A 17,330-nucleotide genomic window follows, 5' to 3' on the forward strand; every position below is an offset into this window, starting at 1 on the left:
GTCGCGCTATCCAGCGCGGCACTGCCACCGATCGGGGCAGGCATAAGGAAAGACCCCGCCAATCCACAGCGCGGGTCCGAGGTAGCGGTATGGCTAAGGTGCTGTTGCTCGACGACGAGGTCGAGTTGCGCGAGGAAATCGCCGCGTTTCTGGAAAAGCGCGGCTGGACGGTCGATCAGGCCGGCACGGTCGCGGCGTTCCAGGAACGGGCGTCGGATCTCGCATTTGCGATCATCGACGTGATGCTGCCGGATGGAAACGGTTTCGATGCGGCCGCGTGGCTCAGGGCTCGGCATCGCGATTGCGGCATCGTCATGCTGACCGCGCGCGGGGATACGCAGGACAAGATCGACGGCCTGATTGGCGGAGCCGATCACTATCTTGTCAAGCCGGTGAAACTGCTCGAACTCGACGCCATTCTTCAGGCACTCGGCCGCCGGGTGGCAAGCGACTGGCGGCTTGATTGTCAGGCGCGCGTGCTGTCCGCGCCGGTCGGCGGCCGGCTCGATCTGTCGGCAAGCGAGATCGCCCTGCTCGCCTTGCTGGCACGGCATCCGTCCAAGGCAGTGAGCCGGCGGCAGATCGCGGAGGATTTCGGCTTCGACTGGGTCGACTACGACGAGCGCAGGCTGGAAACGATGGTCAGCCGTCTGCGGCAGCGTTGGCGAAGCGAGACGGGTTCGGAACTACCGCTGAAGACCGTCCATCGCACCGGCTACACGTTCGCCGCGCCGCTCCTGCTCGCCTGAGCGGCGAAAGCCGCCCTGTCCGCGTTCGCGGGCAAAAAGACCGTAGCCCGGCAGCCGTGCCCCGCCACACTGACCAGGCTCAATGTACCGCCCTGCATTTCGACCATGCTGCGCGCCTGCGGAAGGCCAAGGCCGGTGCCCGGCTTGCGGCCGACGTTACGGCCGCGATAGAAACGATCGAACACGTGCGGCAGGTCCGCCGGCGGAATGCCGGGGCCGTCGTCCGCCACTTCCAGCTCCACGCCCTCCCGTGCACGCCGGCCGCGCAACACGATCCGCGTGCCGCCCGGCGTGTATTTGACGGCGTTGTCGGCGAGCGTGCGCAGCACGAGACGCGTGAGGCTGACGTCACACGCGAAGGCGTCCGGCAGGTCTTCCGCGTCGATTTCGAGGCGGTGGCCGTCGGACAGCGCCCCGGCAGCGGCAGCCGCATCGTCTAGCAGCGCCGCCAGCCGGGTGTTGCCGATACGGGTGCCGCGTCGCTGCAGCTCGAACCCGTCCTCGTGCAGCGAGTCATTGATCAGCACCGTCAGGCGCTGCGTCGCGCGCAGGATCTTCTGGTAGCGAGACGAGGTCAGCGGATCGGCACGAGAGTCGTCGAGGTCAAGATTTTGAGCGGTGGCGTCGATGACTGCCAACGGCGTCCGCAGTTCGTGCGAGACGGTCGCCAGAAGCTGGCGCTGCTCGTCCTGTGCGCGCTTTTCCATCGCCAGCGACGCTTCCACTTGCTCCATCGCCTCGCGAAGCGCCTGGGTGCGCAGCGCGACCTTTGCTTCCAGATCGCGCTCGGCCTGGCGCGCGACGCGCAACGCGTCAGCCTGCGCCGCCTCCATCGCATTGCGCATCGCGTTGTAGCGCCAGCTGATCGCCGAATTCATGATCAGCATGAACGCGAGCATACCCAGATATCCGGCGTTGTCGGCGAGCAGCCCCGGCGGGATCCACCCGACGTTGCGCGCGACACGCAAAGCGCTGCCGCCGAGCAACAGCAGCAGCACGAGCACGACCACGCGTGCATGCCGGTGTCCGCGGGCGGTGAGCCAGAGCGAAACGGCCATCGTGACGAGGATGGCCACGATCTGCCAGAACAGGTAAAACGGCCTCACCCACCAGACATTGACGACCAGCATCAGCGGCGCGGCAGCCAGCGCCACGGCGATCGTCAGTGCGGAAAAAGCGATCGTCGCGCGCCGCCAGCGTCCGTTGAACAGGCCGAGGTAGTGCGCGGTAAACAGCGTGCCGGCGGGCGTGCCGAGCAGCCAGCTGATCATGTAGACCGCATTGCTCGCAGCCGGAAAGTCCGGCAGCAGGTACTGATAGAGGTAGCCTTCGGCGCCGAGTGCGGTGAGCAGGTTCACGATGACGCTCAGCCCGAAGAGCCCGAAAGAGGCATCGCGCGTCACCCGGAAGAGCCACAGACTCGAGACGAGCAGCACGAGATGCGCGGCATCCAGCAGGCCGAACAGCAACGATTCCTTGCTCGTTGCGGAGATGAACGCGTCGGGCGACCATAGCGCCATAGAGAAACTCATGGTGCTGGTGCTGCGGATGCGCAGATAGAGCGTGACCGGTTGACCCGCCGGAAGGTCCAGGCGAAACACGGGGTTGCGGTAGGCGATGTCGCGTTGCTGCACCGGCATGCGATCGCCAGCGACGTGGCGCTGGTACCCGCCACCCGGCTGCGGCACGTACAGCGTGACGTCGTTCAGCAGCGACGACCGTAGTTCCAGGAGCCACATCGGCGGTGCGCTCGCCGGGCGCGTCAAGGTCACGCGCAGCCACACCGCGCCGTCGACATAGCCGAGCGCCGGCTCCGACGTCTGGCCGACGAACGCGCGCGCAGTCTCGGGCTGCGACATGTGCTCGACAGTGAGCGTGTCGCCCGGATCGCGCAACAGATCCCAGCCCTTCCGGATGTTGACTTGCCCGCCATCGGGCAGCGGAATCGGCGTTGACGCGAAGGCCCCCGAGGCCCAGGTAATCAGGATGAGGAAGATGAGCCGGAACATCACGCGATTCGTGCTGGTGTCTGCGATCGGGCGACACTATAACCGAACACGCGACGCCCTCAGGCGTCCCGATGCCGCCTGCGCTCCGAATGTCAGAATTTGTCAGCTTTCGCCGCGCACGCTCATTTAAGATGCACGCCAATCAAGGAGGCACGGGCGCGGTTCGCCGGCAGTGGAGGCCCGAAGCCCTTGACCAGCGGCGCCACCCTTGCCTACGCCCCGCACGACGACGGCGCATCGACGCCGACAACAACTAGACGGCCGGGCTGGCGGCGGTATTCCGACGAGCATTGACAAAAAATCAGGCACGAGGCGCTCGTTGGACAGCAATGCCGTCGCCGTCCACGCAGGTCGGCAGGGTTTGCGGGCTTGTGTGGCGTTGCGCGCGAAGATGGCGGGCAGTGATCCGTCGTTCTCCAGTCTCGTCTGGCCCAATGGGGCCGGGCGGGACCGGAAACGCCGCGCTGCCCGACGTCTCGATCGTGCGCATTCGGATGAAGCCCGCGCATCAAGCCAGATAGGAAGCCACTTCATCCGCCGTCAGGAAACGCACCAGCGTCACCGACGGGTTCTGCGCCGGATGGAACACGCCACCGAAGCCATCCCAGCTCCGCTGGATACCCTTTTCCGTCTCCAGTGCGATCAGCACGCATTTGCCGTGCTTGCGGTGGCTACGCAACGGCGCTTCGCCCCACGCGAGTGCCAGGTTGTGGACCAGCACGCCGTTCTCATACGCATGGGCCTGCAGCCAGTGAAACTCCGAGGTGTCCAGCTCTTCGTCGCCGTTCCTCGGCGCAATCGCCTTGCCGACGCGCAGCGTCTGCGCGTGTTCGCCGATCAGGCGTTGGAGCAGCGTGAACGCGTGGAACGTGTTGTTGACCGCATGCGCGCTGGCGATGAAGCCGGTGCCTGAAGCCGGCAGCACGACGACGCACTCCGGTTCGTAGCTCAACGCCGACGCGCAGCATAGAAAGTGCAACTGGTCGAACGGCAAACCGTCGTTGTCGGCCACTTTGTCCAGCAACGCTTGCAGCGCGGCGTCAGCAATCAGGTCGCGGTGATTGTCACGATCGCGCATCAGCATGGCCATCAGCGGCAAGACGAGCGTATCGACCGCGTCCCGTAACGCATCGACTTCCCAGCTCTGCCGGGCGTCAAGTGCATCGAGCTGCTGCCGGGCCGCCTGCCAGTCGCGCCGTTCGTCGTCGGTGGCTTCATCGTCGCCCTCCTCGACGGCCCTTGCGCAAAATGGCGCGAGTTCGGGCAGCCACGCCCCAAGCCTCGCGTGCGCGGCAGGAAACAGGATGCGCGGATCGGCCCCGCGCTCGACGATCGCGCCACCGAGCAGCGCCAGCAACGCCGCACGATTCGGATGCAGCGTCGGCAATTCGGCCGCACACGCGTGCAGGATGGCGTCGGCGCGGGCAGGATCCTGCGCCTGCTCGCGTAATTCGTCGACTTCGGTCAGCTCGAAGAAGTCGTCCATCGTGAAAAGATCGGCTTCGTCGAGTACGGGCCGGTGCAGGACGGCAAGGAATTCGCGGGTCAGCGGCGTCATGGTTGGTGTTGTAGCAAGAAAGGACGATCGACGTTGGAATGACCGAAGCGGACGGAGCAGCGCTCGCCCGCTTCGGTGGCAAGCGCGCGTTACTCCCGCATCCCTTCCAGATCGCGGATCAACTCGCTTGCCGAGATCTCGTCGAGCGTCGACAGCGCATCGGGCTCGCGAATGCTGCCCCAGTTCGACGGCGCACCTGCCTGCAACGCACCGAGTTCCTGATCCGGATGCATGTCGACGGCCCCGACGATGATCCCCGGGTCGAGCGACAGCTCGATCACCTTGCCCGCGCCGAGCGGTTTCGTGAAATACCAGATGCAGCCGGCATCCTCCACCTGGCCACGGCGCCAGCCCTTGTTGACGAGCCCGAGCACGCGGCCGGTCGGCACCTTGACGCCCTTCCAGCGTTCGAGCAATCGCCCGTTGCGCTCATCGTCGGTCAGCCGGTACACGTCGCGGCCGAGCTGGGCGAACGGCTGCAGCAGTTCGTAGTCGGCGAACACCTGCCCGAACGCGGCGGCATCGGCCGGCGCGATTTCCAGCGCATGCGGCACACCGATGCGGATCGTTGCACCTTCCGGCAACGTGAACGCGTCGTCGTCGGCCGTCGCCGCGGTGCCGTCTTCCGCCACGCGGAAGCAAGCCTTCAGCGTGCCGCCGAAGTTGCCGCCGTCGTCGACTTCGTACACTCCCCATACGAGGCGCTGCACGAGGTGGCGCACCAGCGGATGCTCGGCGAGAAACGCGCGAAACACCTCGGGCGTCCAGCGGCGCCGCCCGCACATCGCCACCTCGAGCCGCGCAAGCTGCTGGCTCGCGATGGTGCGCGCATCCTTCTTCAGCAGCTTGAAGCGCTCGACCGCGTCCTTGCCCTTCGCCGGATCGTCGGTCCTCTTCGGTTTCGGCAGGTCCGCCAGCCGCGCGCCGGGCACGCCGTCGGCCCCCGTCTCGCGGACATACGGTTTCAGCGTCTCGTCGAAGCCGACCCGGAACGCGCGCGGACCGAAGTCGAGCAGCATCGTGCCCTGCGCATCGAGCCCGAGATCCGGCGCAAGACGATCTTCCAGTTCCTCGGACGACAGCCCGCGCGCTTCCGCGATCGCATCGATCTTCTCGCGCGCACGGTCCTGCAGCGCGCGGAACTTGACCTTCTGCGCGATGCCGTTGAGCAGCATCAGCGCGACGTCGCTGCCGATCGAGGCCAGCACGTCGAGGCCGGTCGCCGCGCGTGCGTGCGCCGATTCGCCGGGCCACGTGCGGATCAGCGGCGTCAGCTTGCGTGCGGTGTCGTCGTTGCCGAACAGGCCCAGCGCGGTCAGCGCCCAGCCTTCCTTGCCCGGTGCGCCGGCATCGAGCCAGGCGTTGAAGCAGTCCCACGCGAAGTCGGCCAGCGACTCCGCCGTGCACGCGTCCTTCACGACGTCGATGCCGCCGTAGATCTCTTCATTGGTCGGGAACATCAGCATCTGGCCGAGATGGTCGAGCGCGTCGTCCGGCAGCGCCTTGCCGTTCTTCAGCACCGGACGGCGCCAGCCGCGCGGCTGCCAGAATTCGGGCAGCTTGCTGCGCTTGGTCGGGAAACGGTCGAGCGGGCTCTCGTCGAGCACCGCGCGCACCGCCTGCTGCACCGCGTCGTCGGGATAGCGCGCGGCGACGTCCATCAGCAGCGCCTCGTGGCCGTTCGCCTGCAGCAAACGCAGCGCGGCACCGGCGCAGTCGCGCGCTTCGCCCGGCTTGCCGAGCGACGGTGCGATCAGGCCGCTGGCCGCGTGCTCGGGAAACTTCAGCAGCCACGCCCGGCCGTCGTCGCGCAACGTCTTCAGCTTCGCAAACGCACGGGCCGCGATCAATGCGCATTCGACGGCGCCGTAGTTCAGCGCGCCACCGAAATTCTCCGTCGGCTTGCTGCGCACGGCTGCGATGAGGCCGGGCAACGCGGGCAAGCCGAAGGTTGCCATCACCATGTTGACGCTCGCCGTGCTGTAATCGCCCGCAATCGCATTCCAGATATCGACCGCCACCGAGGCCGGCAACAGCGTCAGGTACTCGGCGCGCAGCGTGTACCAGAAGTACCGCTCGCGCTTGCGCTCGTCGATCATCGCGCGCCACGCGGCGACGAACGCCGGTGCATCGCCTTGCCGGATCGCCTTCGCCGCGGCCTCGCCGAGCGGCCCGTAGTATTTCTTGCTCGCGTCGAAGCCGAGGCCGGCAACCAGTGTCAACGTGTTCTTCGCCGCGTCGGCGAGTCGCTTCGCCTCCCACTGGCCAGGCGTTTTCGCCTGGTTGCGCTTCGCTTCGTCCCAGCATTCGATCGCAGCCAGTTCGAGCGGCTCCAGCGTCAGCGCAGCGGCCTTCTTCTGCCGCGCGGCAAGCCACGGCGGCGCCGCCAGCACGCCCGGCAACTCGTCGGCCGACGCGACGTCGGCCGGGCCGGCCAGCAGCGCGAGCAGCTTGTCGATCACGGCCTGTGCCGGTGCGTCGAGCCACGGCCGCAGCCCGTCGACCTGCGCTGCCTGCGCGCGCAGCAGGCGCGTCAGGCTCGGCGTCAGCAGCCCGGCATCCTTGCCGCCCGCGGCCACGAGCCGCGACAGCGCGACCATGCCCGCCAGCGGCCACCGATCGAGCGCCAGCGACAGGCGCGCGAGCGCGCCCTTCGAACCGCTGGCGACCTTCGCCAGCGCACCGACCGCGTCGGGCGTGCCGATCGCGGCGAGCGCGTCGCCCGCCGCATCGTTGGCGGCACCGCGTTCCAGCGCATCGAACGCCGCCGCGCCGCGCTCACGCAGCACGGTTGCGACCATCCGCGACATCCCCCAGAACGAATAGCCATAGCTGTCCGGCCGGATTTTCGCGGCGACCGCGATCGCATCGGGATCCGTCGCGGTCAGCAGCACCCAGTGCAGCATCTCGGGCACGTCGCGCTCGGCGCCCAGCCGGCGTGCCAGCGCATTGGACAGGTGCGGCGCATCGGGTAGCAGCAGTGCGGGTATCGGCTGGCGGGTCGGGTGCAGTGCCGGCAACGCGGCCTCGATCCTGTCGACGCAGGCCTGCCAGTCCGCCTCGCTCGCGGCGGCGAGATGCTCGCGCAGTGCCGCCTCGCCGCCGGCGATCGGCCCGCGCCAGCTACCGCGCACCGGGCCGTCGACATTCGTCGAGAAACGATGGACGTGGCGCTGCGCCTGACGGTCGTAGTCGGAGTGCACCTGGATATTCAGCGCGTCGAGCAGCACGTCGATCGCACCCGTCAGGCCGTACTGCGCGACCAGGTAGCCAACCACCGGCCGGCCGATCGTGATTTCGCCGTGATGGTCGCCCAGGGTCAACGCGAGCGCGAACAGCGCGGCGTCGGCTTCGGCATCCGCCACCGGCCCGGCAATCGGCGTGCGCGCGGCCAGCCGGTCGAGCATTCGCTGGACGGCCGGGCGCAGCGCCGCATCGGTCGCGCTCATGTCGACCGAGTAACCGTCCTTGTCTTCGATCTTCAGCCACGCGGCGCGCACGTCGAGCGCGGTCACCTCGACGGGAAAACGGCGCGACGCATACGCTTCGCGCTGCATCTGCGGCGACAGGCGCACGGGGTCGCCGTGTGCAAGCCACGGCGGTGCGCCGGTGTCGGCAACCGCGGGCGCTGCGGGCACCGGTGCTGCGGCCTCGGTCGCCACCGCCTCGCCAAGCGCCACGGCAGTCGCCTGCGCGTGGTCGTGCACGGTGGCCGACGTTCCCCAGCCATACAGCAGGCGGCGCGACTTGAGCAGGTCGAACGCCATCGCGGCGCCCTGGTCGCTGACGTCGTAGCGGCGCTTGATCACGGCGACCGTCAGCGTCTCGCCGGGCTCCAGGTCACCGTTCGCGATCTGCGCGCGTACGGTCTCGCAGGCACGTTCGCACTGCGCGTCGAAGCCTTCGGCCACAACCGGCGGCACGGGCGCGGAGGCGGTGGTGGCAGCGGCCGTGGGAGTCGGCGTCGATGCGGCCGGCTGGACCGACGGCGCGGGCGGCGCACCGTTCGCGGCCGTCACCGCAGCGGGTTGCCCGCTCGCCGCGGCATCGGCATCCGTCGACGCCTGCGGCGCGGCGGCCGAAGTTGCCGACGCCGCGGTGGCCGGCGGCTTCGCGGCGGTCGCGCCGATGCTCGCGCCGGCCGCCACCGCGACTTCCGCATAGCCCTTGCCGGTCTTCTCCTTGACGAGCTTGTCGAGCGCGGCGCGTGCCTTCGCGTCGTCCGCGAACGACTTCGTCTGGCTCTGGCCCGCGGTGCCGATGCGGCCCCAGCGGATATTGAGCCCGGAGCCGTCCTGCTCCACTTCCCAGAACTTGCTGGAATTGCCTTCGATCAGTTCAAAACGACGCATCCGTTCCCTCTCACTCGGATCGACGACGCGGCACGATGCCGCGCCTGCATGTCGCGGCTGTCAGGCAGCCACGACGCCCTCTCGTTCATTCATCCCGCGATCCGTGCACCCTGCACGACGATTCGCGATGTCGGGCGCTACCTGCTCGCCCGGTCGACGGTCATGCCGTCATTGCTCGACGATGCCCAGCAGCAGCAACGTCAGCGAACCCAGTTCCGCCAATATCGACGCTGGTTGCGCGGCACGCAGGCCGTCGGCCAGCAAGCGCAGCAGCTGGCCCGCGTGAGCGAGGCCGGCCCGCTCCAGCCGCGTGGCCTGCGCCCGCGCCCGCTCGACCGCGCCGCCGCCCTGATGGCGCATCCCCTGGCGCAGCCACTCCGCCAGCAGCGCCAGCGTGTCCTCCGCGAGCGCGACCAGCGCGGGCAACGACGCGCGCCCGCCCGCCAGCGGCAGCGCTTGCGGCGCCGTTGCTTCGGTCTGCAGCACGACGGCGCGCTGCGCGGTCAGCACAGCGAGCGGCCGCATCACGGCCGTGCCCGCATGCAGGCGCACGGTGCCCGCCAGCGCGCGCAACGCACCCCATTCACCGGCCAGCGCGCGCGCCAGTGCATCGACGGCGCCAGGCGCCACGGCGCGATGCGGCAGCGCGAGGTGCAGCACGTCGTCGCCGTCCACGCCGGCCGTCCCGGCTTCGCCGTGCGCAAGCCGTGCGTGAAGCATCTGCGCGGCCGCATCCCAGTGAACCGACCGCACGACCATCGGCTCGAATGCGACGACGTGCAGCGACCCGGCCGCCGCGCCGTTCGCCGCCTGTCTCGGCCGCACGAAATCGGGCAGCGCGTCACGCAGGTGCGCGACGAGCGCCGCGATGCCCGGCTGGCGGATCGGTGCGGCAAGATCGTCCCAGGATTTCGGTGACAGCGGCAGCACGCCCGTCTGCCGTACGCCGGCCGCGATGTCGACCGCGCCGTTCGCGCGCCGCTTCGCGGTTTTCGTGACGACCTGCCCGGCCGCGATCTGCCGCAGCGGAAACCCCGCGACACGGCGGCCGGCGAGATCCGGCGCCCGGCCGCCGGCCGCGACGTCGGCGGCACTCGGCCAGTTTCGCGTCAGCACCATCACGGTCTGCGTGTCGGGATCGGCGAACAGCACGCTCGCCCCCTCTTCCGCTTCGTCGGCCCACAGCTCGACGCCGAGCGACACCAGTCGTAGATGATCGAGTTCGACCTCGCCCTTCACGCCGATGCCGAGCATCTGGCGGGCCGGTACCGCGGCACCGTCGGGCTGCGTCGCGGCGCACAGCGCCGCGCGCAGGCGCGCCCACAGTTCGGCCAGCACGCGCACGAGCCGCAGCGGCTCGAAACGGCTGCTGCGCGCATGCTGCGCGAGCACGAGCTGCCAGGCTTCGTCGAGCGCGTCGTCGACCCACTGCCAGCCGCGCTCGCGCAGGCGGCCGCGCAGCGATTCCACGCGTGCGGCCAGTGCGATCGGCGGCTGGCTCGAACCGTCCAGCCACAGTGCGTGCACCAGCCCGTCGAGGTCGGCGATCAACGCGCGCGCCGCGTCGTCGCGCAGCGGTGAACGGTCGTCGCCGCTCTCGTCTTCATTGCCGGCCGGCGGGCGCACCTCGACGATCGTCTCCGCTGCGCCGTCGGCCGGTGCAGCGGCCTGGCGAAACGCCCAGACGGCCACCACGACGTGCGCGCAGCCGCTACCCTGCCGGCAGTCGCAGCGCGCATGCGCGAGCGAGCGCCGCGAGAAGAACCGCACGGTGCACATCGGCAGTCGTGCAATCCGCGACGAATGCACGCCGGACCACGGCTGCACGGCCACGACGGGCCGCGCGACCGCCAGGCGCACGGCCTGTTCGAGCACCGACGGCGCGAAACTCGCCGCCAGCGCGGCATCGTCGAAATCGGCCGGACTCCATGCACGATCCGCGGCCGACGTGCCGTTCGTGCCGTGGTCCGCTGGGGCATCGCCCGGGCCGTCGTTCGTTTCGCCGTTCGTTGCGTCACTCGGATCGCGGATCGATTCGTCGCGCGTATCGGCCTGCCCCGCCTTGCCGTCTCCGCCTGCCCGCCCATCGCCCGACGCACCCGCATCGGGCGCGTCAGCCGCATCGGGCACGTTGTTCGCCGGCATGCCCGCCTGATAGGCCAGCACCAGCATCACGCGATGCCGGCACATGCCGCTCGCGGTGCAACTGCACGCCGCATCGCGCAAGGTCCGCCCCGGCGGCAGGCTGGTCCGCACGCCGTCGTCGAACGACGCGTGCACCGTACCGTCTCCGTCGACGGCCAGCGCGGGCACCGCGCCGGCCGCGACATCCTTCTGTGCACGCTTGACGAACCCCGCGTTGGCGAGCGCGGTCAGCGCCTCCGGCGTCAGTTCGAGCAGGTCGTCACGCATCGGCACGCTCATCCCTGCACCTTCTCGGCGAGCCAAGCGGCGAGTTGCCCGGGTGTCATCGCGCCGACTTGCGCGCCGGCGTTCACGAGCCGCGCCGCCATCTCGCGGTCGTACGCGGGCTCGGCCGCCGAATCGAGCGCGGCCAGCCCGAGCACGCGCGCGCCGCTCTCGGCCAGCGCCTTCACGCGGCGCACGAGTTCGTAGCCGCTGCCGCCTTCGTAGAAATCGCTGACGAGCACGACGACCGTGCGCGCGGGATTCGCGACGCAGGATTGCGCGTACGCGACGGCCTTCGCGATGTCCGTGCCACCGCCGAGCTGTACCTTCATCAGCAGCTCGACCGGGTCGGACACGTCGGCGGTCAGGTCGACTACCGACGTATCGAAGGCCACGAGCCGCGTGCGCATGCCCGGCAATTGCCACAGACACGCGGCCATCACCGCACTGTGGATCACCGAGTTGACCATCGAGCCGCTCTGGTCGACGAGCAGCACGATGTCCCACGGCTCGACCTGGCGACGCGTGCGGCTGTTGAAAACCGGCGTGTCGAGATACAGCTTGCGCCGCTCGGGATTCCAGTGGCGCAGGTTCGCGGCCAGCGTGCGCGTGTAGTCGAAATTGCGCGCGATCTTCATCCGCGAGCGCCGGCGCCGGTCGCGCGTGCCGCTGAAGGCCTGCCGCACCTCGGTCGCCAGCCGCTCCATGATGCGCCGGACCACTTCGGCAACCAGCCACCGCGCGGCCGCCAGTACCTCGGGATTCATCAGGTGCTTCGTGTGCAGCACGGCGCGCAGCAGCGATTCGGACGGCTCGATCCGCTCCAGCACGTCGAGGTTCGTGACGACTTCGTCGATGCCGAAGCGCTCGACCGCATCGCGTTCGAGCCGGTCGATCACCTCTTTCGGAAACAGCGTGTGGATCGTGTTGATCCAGTCCGGCGTGCTCAGCGCGGACGGCCCGAGGCCGGCACCGCGTTCGCCACGCTGCGCGCGGTCGCCGTCGCGACCGTACAGCCATTCGAGTGCCGCGTCGGCGGCCTGCGCGTCGGCACCCGGCGTGCCGCACGCGGCTTCGGCCGGTTCGCCGAGCAGCAGGCGCCAGCGTTCGAGCGGACCGGGAAGGTTCAGCGGCATGGCAAGACTCGTGGAAACCACGCCGCGCCGTGCCGTGACGGCGCGACATCGGCGAGAAGGACGGAGAAGCCGGGCACGTGGCGGCCCGTCGATCGGCGCATCACGACGCCTCCGAATCGGGCGTGAGCCCCCAGCGCCGCAAGCGGCCCAGCACCTGCGCCTCGAGGCGTGCCGCTTGCGCGGCCTCCTCGGGCGACGCGTCTTCCGCGTGCCGCTCGGTCAGCACGCGTCGCGACAGGTGCGTCGCCTGGTGCAGCGCGAGCACCTGATCAGCAAGCCGCCCGCGCTCCTGCGGCGGCAACCATGCGAACGCGCCGCGCAGCCCCGGCAGCGCAAGCACGAAATCGGCGTCGTCGAGTGCGCGCACGGTCGCATCCATGCCCGCGACGAACGCAGGCGCGCTCGCCAGTGTCTCGCGCGCCAGCGCAAGCAAGCCGCCGAGCGCATCGCCGAGCGCGGCGGCCGGCATCGCCTGCAGCAATGCCATCGCATCGTCGATGCCGGCGACGGGTTGACCGTCGTCCGCGCAAGCATGAGCGGCGAGACCGAGCAGCGCCCCGAGCGCCGCGCCGCGACTCGCGGGAGCCGCCGCCGTATCGGCCGCCTTGCGCCGCCAGACGGCCAGCGCGCGCAACGGTTCGATCGCGAGCGGCGTGTGGGCGACACCGTCGGCGCCGGCCAGCACGTCGGCCACGATCCGGCGCAGCGCGAGATGTCCCTGCACATGGGCATCGAGATCGCCCGGCGCCAGCCCGGCGGCCGGTTCCAGCAACCATAGCGCGCGATCGAAACCGGCCTCGACGACGATCCGCAACACCGGCGCATCGTGCATGCCGAGCAGATGGCCGTGACGCAGCAACGTATGCAGGTTGCCGAGCGCCGGTGCGAGCGACTCGAAGCGCTGTTCGTGCGCGACCGCATCGCGCAGCGTGTCCAGCAACCGGTCGCTCAGTGCCGACAGCCCGGCCCATGCGGCGCGGTTCAGCCCATCCGCGAGCGGCGCGATGCGGCCACCCGCCTCACGCAAGTCATCCTCGAGCCGCGCGCGCGCCGCGTCGGCCAGCGTCGCGCCCCACGCGCCGGCTTCGATCAGCGCGGCCTGTTGCTCGAGCGGCTCGCCGAGCTGCCAGACCTCGTCGCGTTCGCCCGACATGGCAAGCTGCGCGCCCCGGCGGCGCACGATGCCGGGCACCCGCAGCAGCGCCAGCCGGTGCAGCACGCGGCTGCGCGCGCGACCTTCATCGGTCAGCAGGTCGAGCGTCAGCGTGCCGCGCAGCACGATGCCGAGCGCGGCCAGCTCGTCGCGCACCGCGGCGACGAGCGGCGGCTGCGGCGTGCCGGGTGCGAGTTCGCCCGCGACGTCGCCGGCCAGCGCAGCCATCGCCTCGACCAGCACCGGATCGGTGCCGGCCCGCAGCGGCCCGCGATAGCTCCACGGCAGCGGCGCGTCGAGCGCGTCCTTCACCAGCGCGCCGGCCAGCGCGTCGAGCCAGTCGCAGCGCAGCGGCCGCGCGTGCCCGCGCAGGCGTGCCAGCCCTTCGGCCCGCACGTGCACGGCAATCAGGTCGGCCGTCGACACCGGCAGCTTGCGCGCGCGCAGCCGCTGCATCACGTTCTCGAGCACGCGCCGCGCGGCCTCTTCCGCGCCGTGCGCCCAGACCCACTGGTAATAGGCCGGCGAAGGCATGCCCGACGCGTAGCCCGCAAATGCGTCGAGGCGCTTGAACGTGTAAGGCACGAGATAGGAACCGTAGCGGACGCTGCGCGCGGCCCCGTCGGCGGTATTCGCGTCCGTGCCGGGCACGCAGGCGCCGTCCGCCTGCCCATCGAGCACGGTGCAGGCACCGCCATCGAGCGTGCCGGGTTCGGGCGTATCGGGCAACGCGGCCGGCAGCGTGCGCCAGAGTCGCGCCAGCGCCGGCGCGTGATAGCCGCCGCAGACCACCAGCACGTCGTCCGCTCGCCCGCCGGCTTCGGCGACGGCCCACGCGATCCAGCGCGCCATCATCCGTTCGCGTGCCTGGTTGCCGAGCGAGCCCGGATCGTCGTCGCGCAGATGCGAGAAGTAGGTCGACAGGCGCTGCGCGAGCTCGTCCAGCGCGTCCGGCGTCTCGCCGACGTTCTCGAACAGGTGGTCCCAGAGTGCATCGCGGCCCTGCACGGCAAGCGTGTCCGCCAGCGCGCGCTCGTAGGCGTCGGCGCGTGCCTCGTGTTCGGCGTCCGCGACATCGGCATAGCGGTTCTCCAGCTGCGAGAACGCCGCGTGCCACGCGGGCAGGTCGATGAAGCGAACCGTCGCGCCAACTTCGCGCCCCGCCTGCAAGGCCTGCCATTCCGGCGAATGCTCGGCGAACGGGGTCCACGAGCCGTAATGCACGGCCTCGCCGGACAGATAGCTGTAGATCGCGATCGGCAGGCGGTGCGGAAGGTACAGCTCGTCGAGCCGGTCATTGAAGTCGGCCGGCCCTTCGATCAGCACGTAGCGCGGCCGCCGCGCCCGGATGCGCTCGGCCACCAGCCGCGCGCAGGCGGGGCTGTGATGCCGGATGCCGACGATGCGCGGTTTGCTGGACGTCTCGGTCTGCATGCGGCGCCCGTCAGTCGACGTCAATGCATGCGGCACCGGTGATGGCGCCCGACCTGCCCTTGTCGCCATGCACGCGGACGCCGTGTGCATCGAACGCGTCGGGCGCAATCCGTCCCCGCCCCGGCATGCCGCCGCGATCGGTCGCATTCATGTCGCGCGTCACGGCAGACGGTGGCGTGCCGCGTAGTACGCGCGCCAGTGCGCCCCTTCGCGCCGCGCGGCCTTCTGTTCGAAGTAGCGGCGCAGCTTCGCGCGATCGTCGGCGTTGTCCTTGACGACGGTGCCCGCGATGCAGTCGACGAGATCCTGCGGCGATCCTTCGCGTTGCTCGAGGAACCAGGCGCGCACCCCGACCGCATGCGCGACGTTCACCGCTTCGGCTGTCGACATCACCGCCGTCAATCGATCCATCGCGCCGTCGCTGCCCGTTGCGTCGCCGGTCCCGCCGCGCAGATCGCGGAACGTGGTGACCAGCAGTTCCAGCACCGGCTGCGGCACGGCCGCCGGAATGCCGCTGCCGGCCAGCAGGCGCGCGCTGGCTTCGCGCACGAGCGCGAGTTCGCTGTCGAAGTCGAGAATCGGAAACACGGTTTCGAAATCGAAGCGCCGCTTGAGCGCCGCGCTCATCTCGTTCACGCCACGGTCGCGCGTGTTCGCGGTCGCGATGATGTTGAAGCCCTCGCGCGCATACAGCATCCCGTGTTCGCCATGCATTTCGGGCACCGCCATCACGCGATCCGACAGCATGCCGAGCAGGCAGTCCTGCACCTCCAGCGGCGCGCGCGTGATTTCCTCGAAACGCACGATCTTGCCGTCGTGCATGCCCTGGTACAGCGGTGCCGGCACGAGCGCGCGCGGGCTCGGCCCTTCGTTGATCAGCAACGCGTAGTTCCAGCCGTACTTGATCTGGTCTTCGGTGATCGATGCGCCGCCCTGGATCGTCAGCGTCGACGTGCCGCTGATCGCGGCCGCCAGCAGCTCGGACAGCATCGATTTCGCGGTGCCCGGTTCGCCGACCAGCATCAGCCCGCGGCCGGTGGCGAGCGTGACGAGCATGCGCTCGATGCTCGCAATCGGCGCGACGATCTTCGGCGCGATGCCGAGCGAGCGATCGCCGGCAATGAATGCACGGGCGGCCGTCAGGCTCAGTTGCCAGCCCGGCGGACGGGGTTGTGCGCCATCCTGCGCCTTCAGCTCGGCGAGCTGATCGGCATACAGGACTTCAGCGGGCGGACGCTGCAATGCATGCGGTTGAGACGGAGCCATGTCTGCTTCTTCTTGTCTTGTATTCGCGGTCGGGCTCGAATGCCCTCGGAGCGCGAATTATATCGCTGCGCGGCGACAAGATCCGTCAACATGCATTTTGGCGATCGCGCGATTCGACCGCGGGCACGGGTTCGCGATGGAGCGGGGGCGACGCACACCGCAAAGGGCTGCTCGTCGCGCGTTCGACACCGCTCGTTCGTCACCGAAGGCCAGCGGCATCTCGTGTCTCACATCGATATCAACCCGCGATACCTGCCAGCCGACTGCGGATGATTTCCGTCGCCTCGCTCACGATGCGCTCGACGAGTTCCTTCACGGTCGGAATATCGCGGATCAACCCGACGACCAGGCCGCACGACCAGGCCCCCGCGTCGAGCGCGCCCTCCTTCATGATGCGCGGATACACGCCGGCGACCTCTTCAACGATGTCGTCGAACCGGATGCTGGCGCCGAGCTTGCTTTCCTTTTCGAGGATGCGATCGACCGCGGCGTTGCGCAGCACGCGCTCGGTATTGCGCAACGGGCGCATGACCAGACGCGTGTCCAGTTCGGTGGCCGCAACCAGCGCCTGTTTCACGTTCTCGTGCACCGGCGCCTCGCGGGTGGCAATGAAACGCGTGCCCATGTTGATGCCGTCCGCGCCCAGCGAAAGTGCCGCAACCAGCGACCGGCCATCAGCCATGCCGCCGGAGGCCACGAACGGGATCTTGAGCTCGTCGGCCGCGCGCGGCAGCAGGATGAAATTCGGAATGTCGTCCTCGCCCGGGTGGCCGCCGCATTCGAATCCGTCGACGCTGACCGCATCGCAGCCAATCGACTCGGCCTTCAGCGCATGGCGAACCGACGTGCACTTGTGGATCACCTTGACATGCGCCTCCTTGAGCGCGGCCAGGTAGGGCTGCGGGTTGTTGCCGGCGGTTTCGACGATCTTGACCCCGCCTTCGACGATCGCCCGGATATAGCCGGGATAGTCGGGGGACGTGACGGTCGGCAGGAACGTGAGGTTCACGCCGAACGGCTTGTCGGTCATCTCGCGGCAACGCCGGATTTCGGCAGCGAGATCCGCCGGCGATCGCTGGGTCAGGCCGGTAATGATGCCGAGGCCGCCTGCGTTGGAGACGGCCGCCGCCAGCTCCGCATACCCGACGTGGTGCATGCCGCCCTGGATGATCGGATAGTCGATGCCGAAGAGTTCGGTGATCCTGGTTTTCATGATGTTTTCGGTTCAGGTTGAGACGAAAGCGCCTTCGCATGCCGGGAACGC

Annotated in this window: 9 protein-coding genes; 1 reads left to right on the plus strand and 8 read right to left on the minus strand. The window is 69.4% G+C overall.

Translation table 11 applies throughout. The features are described 5' to 3' along the window. Positions 1–89 precede the first annotated feature (89 nt). The gene (locus LGN19_RS03475) at positions 90–749 is read left to right on the plus strand and encodes a response regulator transcription factor (protein ID WP_226213241.1); all 660 of its coding nucleotides are present in this window, start codon (positions 90–92) and stop codon (positions 747–749) included. On the opposite strand, the gene LGN19_RS03480 is transcribed toward LGN19_RS03475, so the two are convergent. The 8 genes from LGN19_RS03480 to LGN19_RS03515 all read right to left on the minus strand — a co-directional run bounded on the left by LGN19_RS03480 (position 716) and on the right by LGN19_RS03515 (position 17,279). Then, positions 716–2,758 (minus strand): sensor histidine kinase, encoded by a 2,043-nt coding sequence (locus LGN19_RS03480; RefSeq protein WP_226213242.1) that lies wholly within the window; start codon positions 2,756–2,758, stop codon positions 716–718. The two genes, LGN19_RS03475 and LGN19_RS03480, sit on opposite strands and share 34 nt — an antisense overlap. A 508-nt stretch (positions 2,759–3,266) precedes the next feature. Beyond that, complete coding sequence (locus LGN19_RS03485) at positions 3,267–4,316, minus strand: hypothetical protein (protein ID WP_226213243.1); 1,050 nt, start codon at positions 4,314–4,316, stop codon at positions 3,267–3,269. An 89-nt stretch (positions 4,317–4,405) separates the two neighbouring features. Further along, on the minus strand, positions 4,406–8,668 hold the full coding sequence (locus tag LGN19_RS03490; RefSeq protein ID WP_226213244.1) for a WGR and DUF4132 domain-containing protein: 4,263 nt from the start codon (positions 8,666–8,668) through the stop codon (positions 4,406–4,408). 168 nt (positions 8,669–8,836) lie between these two features. After that, positions 8,837–11,092 carry an SWIM zinc finger family protein gene (locus LGN19_RS03495; protein WP_226213245.1) on the minus strand — a complete coding sequence of 752 codons (2,256 nt, stop codon included), beginning with the start codon at positions 11,090–11,092 and terminating at the stop codon, positions 8,837–8,839. Further along, positions 11,089–12,213, minus strand: coding sequence for a vWA domain-containing protein (locus tag LGN19_RS03500; protein WP_226213246.1), 1,125 nt, complete (start codon positions 12,211–12,213; stop codon positions 11,089–11,091). The genes LGN19_RS03495 and LGN19_RS03500 overlap by 4 nt, the downstream gene beginning before the upstream one ends. Before the next feature lie 100 nt (positions 12,214–12,313). Next, positions 12,314–14,800, minus strand: coding sequence for a DUF5682 family protein (locus LGN19_RS03505; RefSeq protein WP_226213247.1), 2,487 nt, complete (start codon positions 14,798–14,800; stop codon positions 12,314–12,316). Between the two features lie 159 nt (positions 14,801–14,959). Further along, entirely contained in the window at positions 14,960–16,066 is a 1,107-nt protein-coding gene (locus LGN19_RS03510; protein ID WP_226213248.1) for an ATP-binding protein, read from the minus strand. Positions 16,067–16,304: 238 nt separating this feature from the next. Then, positions 16,305–17,279: an NAD(P)H-dependent flavin oxidoreductase gene (locus LGN19_RS03515; RefSeq protein WP_226213249.1), complete on the minus strand. Its 975-nt coding sequence runs from the start codon at positions 17,277–17,279 to the stop codon at positions 16,305–16,307. Positions 17,280–17,330 lie beyond the last annotated feature (51 nt).

The sequence above is a fragment of the Burkholderia sp. AU30198 genome (genome assembly GCF_020419825.1).
In the GTDB taxonomy this organism is placed as follows: domain Bacteria; phylum Pseudomonadota; class Gammaproteobacteria; order Burkholderiales; family Burkholderiaceae; genus Burkholderia.